This window comes from Polaromonas sp. P1_G4 (assembly GCF_056405475.1).
In genome coordinates, this window is sequence record NZ_JBFUCA010000424.1 from 1 (window position 1) to 3819 (window position 3819).

Annotated in this window: 6 protein-coding genes; 2 read left to right on the forward strand and 4 right to left on the reverse strand. The window is 63.3% G+C overall.

Going from position 1 to position 3819, the window contains the following annotated elements; all coding sequences use genetic code 11:
* The 4 genes from AC1D1X_RS17910 to AC1D1X_RS17925 all read right to left on the reverse strand — a co-directional run.
* Positions 1-465: helix-turn-helix domain-containing protein (locus AC1D1X_RS17910; protein ID WP_477698799.1), on the reverse strand; the 465-nt coding region annotated here is incomplete at its 3' end.
* Between the two features lie 39 nt (positions 466-504).
* Positions 505-915: a PaaI family thioesterase gene (locus AC1D1X_RS17915; protein WP_477670972.1), complete on the reverse strand. Its 411-nt coding sequence runs from the start codon at positions 913-915 to the stop codon at positions 505-507.
* A complete protein-coding gene (locus tag AC1D1X_RS17920) occupies positions 905-1432 on the reverse strand; it encodes an SRPBCC family protein (protein WP_477670971.1) in 528 nt (175 codons plus the stop codon). Before AC1D1X_RS17920 ends, AC1D1X_RS17915 begins: the two co-directional genes overlap by 11 nt.
* 31 nt (positions 1433-1463) lie before the next feature.
* On the reverse strand, positions 1464-2063 hold the full coding sequence (locus tag AC1D1X_RS17925; protein WP_477698800.1) for a TetR/AcrR family transcriptional regulator: 600 nt from the start codon (positions 2061-2063) through the stop codon (positions 1464-1466).
* Positions 2064-2195: 132 nt separating this feature from the next.
* Between AC1D1X_RS17925 and AC1D1X_RS17930 the strand changes: the two genes are divergently transcribed.
* Both AC1D1X_RS17930 and AC1D1X_RS17935 read left to right on the forward strand, forming a co-directional pair.
* Positions 2196-3386: an aminotransferase-like domain-containing protein gene (locus tag AC1D1X_RS17930; RefSeq protein ID WP_477649566.1), complete on the forward strand. Its 1191-nt coding sequence runs from the start codon at positions 2196-2198 to the stop codon at positions 3384-3386.
* Between the two features lie 86 nt (positions 3387-3472).
* A partial coding sequence (locus AC1D1X_RS17935; RefSeq protein ID WP_477698801.1) for a hypothetical protein occupies positions 3473-3819 on the forward strand: 347 nt, incomplete at its 3' end.

Here is a 3819-nt window from a genome sequence, read left to right on the forward strand (position 1 = left end):
ATCTTTAAACAGCGCCATGATGGAGTCTTGATTCGGCTTGTGATGGGCTTGATGATTCTTGCCATGTTCAAGCACGTGGCGCGTTGCCCACTCACGCCAGTCGCCACGCCGCCAGGCCGTAGGCGTTGTGCCGAAGTGGGCGCGAAAGGCCCGGCTGAAGACCTCGGCTGACGCAAAACCTGTGTCAAGCGCCACCTGCAATGCGGTCTGCTGCGTAAATATCAGGCGCTGCGCCGCCGACTCCAGCCGCAGGCGGCGCACACAGTCGGCCAGGGTTTCGCCCGTGACCGCCTGGAACACGCGGTGAAAGTGCCAAGGTGAAAAGTGCGCCACATCGGCCAGCGTTTGCAGGTCCAGCGTGCCGTCCAGGTTGGCGCTGACGTGGTCTACCACCCGGTTGATGCGGGCGATGTAGGTATGCTGGTGCGGGTTGGGCGCGAGCTCTTGCGTCTGGGTCAAAGGCATGCCGGCAAGTCTAGCGCCAGCGGCCCCGTGTTGCTGTGGCTAGCCCGCTTTGCGTATCGTGCCCTGCGCTGCTGCGCACAAGATGCGCTCCTTCCCGCGTAGCACAAAAATATCGCATCGGCACACCGCCTGCGTCTTGCCGCTGCCTACCACCGTGGCCACGGCCAGCAGGCGCTCGGCATCTTTGGCCGGGCGCAGGTAGTTGATCTTGAACTCTGACGTGACAGAGTCGCCCAGCACCGAGCCCCCCGCAAACGTGAGCGCGTTGTCTGCCAAGTAAGACAACACACCGCCGTGCACAAAGCCGTGCTGCTGCAAGAGGCCAGGCACCACAGGCACCGACAGCTCCGCGCCGCCGGGCGCAAAGGCATCCAGCTGCGCGTTCAGCATCGCGCTGAAGGGCTGTTGCCCCAGCACCTGACGGCCCCAGGCCAGCAAGTCAGCGGGCATGTTGCCTGCGTGAAAACGGCGGGGTCAACCGCCTGCCGCCCGACACCAGCCAGCGCAGCAGGCGTATGTAGGCCGGCCAGGGCACCTGCCGTGGCTCGTTGCCCAGCGAGAGCTGCGCCTGCGACAGCACGTCTTCCACGCAGACGTCGTGCAGGGGGCCAATCACCAGCGGCCACAAGAGCAGGCCAGTGCCGTGTGTGTTCATCTCAATGCGGTGCTCCAGCACGCAATGCGCAGGCGTGGCCTCAAGCACCTCAAAACCGTGCCAGCCGTCAAAACCCACCGGCGCGGTAAGGCGAAACCGCACCGACTGGCCCGGCGTATAGGCTTCCACCACATAGCGGATAGGCCCATGCCCACCGATGGCACCCACCGCCAGCGGCCTGTCGAACTTCAGGCGCGGCCATGCCTTCCCGGGCCACAGCGTATCGGCCTGCGAACCCAGCGCATCAATCAGCGCGCCTACCTGCTGCGGGCTCGCGTGCAGCAAACGTTGATGAACATTGACAACTTTCATGCAAGTACTCCTGGTTGAATCGGGAACGTGTTCAGGGCGCCACGGCCATCCAGGCCGCGTGTTCCAGTGCGGCCCTCACTTTGGGTGTGACGRCCGGGGTGGGCTGGCTGACCCAGCCCTGCGTAAGCGACATCGCCGGTGAAAACATCAGCGCCATCCACAGGTGAAAAGGCATGGCCCGCATCTCGCCGGCCTCCACCTGCTGCGCTACCCAGGCCTTCAGCGTGGCAAAGGCCTGCTCATTGGCCGCGTCGATCTCGGCGCCGCCTGCCATGTCACCGCCGCGCCGCAGCGTGTGCAGCAGCCGTGCCTGGTCAGGGTGTTGCAGCACCCACTGGATGTACGCGCGCATCAGGCCCTTGACGCCGGCCTGGGCCGAGGCCTTGCCGCTGATGGGCTGCATCAGCGCCGCATGGAAATCGCGCAGCGTGTGCGCATACAGCGCATCGGCCAGCTGTGCCTTGGTGGGAAAGTGGTGGTACAGGCTGCCGTTGCTCACGCCCGCCTCCTGGCGCACCATGTCCATCGACGCGGCCGTGAAGCCATGCGCCAGGAACACCTTGGTGGCGGCGTCCAGCAGGCGGTCCCGGGTAGAGAGGGCGGCAGCGGCAGGGGGTGTGGCAGAACTCATGACTAGAGTATTACTCTAGATTAATACTCTGTCAACTTCCCGGCGGCCGCAAGGCAACCGGCGGCCCAAGCCGCAGGAAACCTGCGCGCAAATTGGCGACAATACAAAACAGAAAGCGAGACCCCCATGCCATTGCAATTTGCCGACCGCCTCAACAACGTTGAAACCTCCGCCATCCGCGAACTTTTCAAACTGCTGGGCAAGCCCGGCATCGTCAGCTTTGCCGGCGGTTTTCCGGACCCCGCCATGTTCGACGTGGCCGGCATCCAGGAGGCCAGCAACAAGGCCCTGAACGAAGAACCCGGCGGCACGCTGCAATACGGCGCCACCGAAGGCTACGGCCCGCTGCGCGAACAGCTCAGCGCCTTCATGGCCACCAAGGGCGCCAAAGACGTCGCCCCCGAAAACCTCATCGTCACCACCGGCAGCCAGCAGGCGCTTGATTTGCTGGGCAAAACCATGATCTCCCCCGGCGACAAGGTCATCGTCGAAGGCCCCACCTTCCTGGCCACCATCCAGTGTTTTCGCCTGTACGGCGCAGAACTCATCAGCGCGCCGATTGACGCCCATGGCGTCAAGACCGACGAGCTCGAACAACTCATCGCCCAGCACAAACCCAAGTTTGTGTATTTGATTCCCACCTTCGGCAACCCCAGCGGCGCGCTGCTCAGCCTGGAGCGCCGCAAGAAGGTGCTCGAGATGGCCGTCAAATACCAGACGCTGATCGTCGAAGACGACCCCTACGGTGACCTCTACTTTGGTGAGGCGCCGCCACCCTCACTGCTGGCCTTGAGCGCCGGCGTGCCTGGCAGCCGCGAGCTGCTGGCGCATTGCGGTTCACTCAGCAAGGTGCTGAGCCCCGGCCTGCGCGTGGGCTGGATGATCGCCCCCGCCGAACTGCTGGCCAAAGCCACCATGTGCAAACAGTTCAGCGACGCCCACACCAGCACCTTCGCCCAGGCCACCGCTGCCCAATACCTCAAGGCCGGCCGCATGCCCGCCACGCTGACCCATGTGCGCAAGGTGTACGGCGAGCGCGCCAATGCCATGGGCGCAGCGCTCAAGCGCGAGCTCGGTGACGCGATTGAATTCACCCAGCCGCAGGGCGGCTTGTTCTTCTGGGCACGCCTGACGGGCGCGGGCGGCAAAAGCAAAGACGCCGGCGAGTTCGCCAAAAAAGCCATTGAGCAGCTCGTGGCCTTTGTGCCCGGCGCGCCGTTCTACGCCAGCAACCCGGACCTGGCCACGCTGCGGCTGAGCTTTGCCACCGCGGATGTGGCGAAGATTGAAGAGGGTGTGGCCCGGCTGGGCAAGGCGTTGTAAGGCGACCGGCCAGCTTTGCTGCCTATCGCGGGCGGTCGCCGATGGCCTCGCGCGATTGATCGATTAAAAAAAGAAAAAAGACGCTTATGAGTGACTACCAACCGGATCCTTTCACCAACCCCGGGCCACAAGGCGGCGGTATGAACGCAGACGCTTACCCGGCGCCACCCCAATTGCATTGGGCTTTGGTGCTGCTGTTTACGCTCCTCACGCTTGGGGTCTTCATGATCGTCTGGATGTTCGTCCAATCCACCTGGGTGCGAAAAATCAATCCGGCGTCGAATGCGACGACCCAATTCGTCATTTATGTTCCGCTGGCCATTTTTGCCCAGATACTGTTTGAAGGCTCAGACAACCTCAAGGGGGTTGGTTTTGTCTTGATGCTCGTGTCGTATGTGATCTTCTATTTCGGGGCTTATTCCATCCGCAGGTC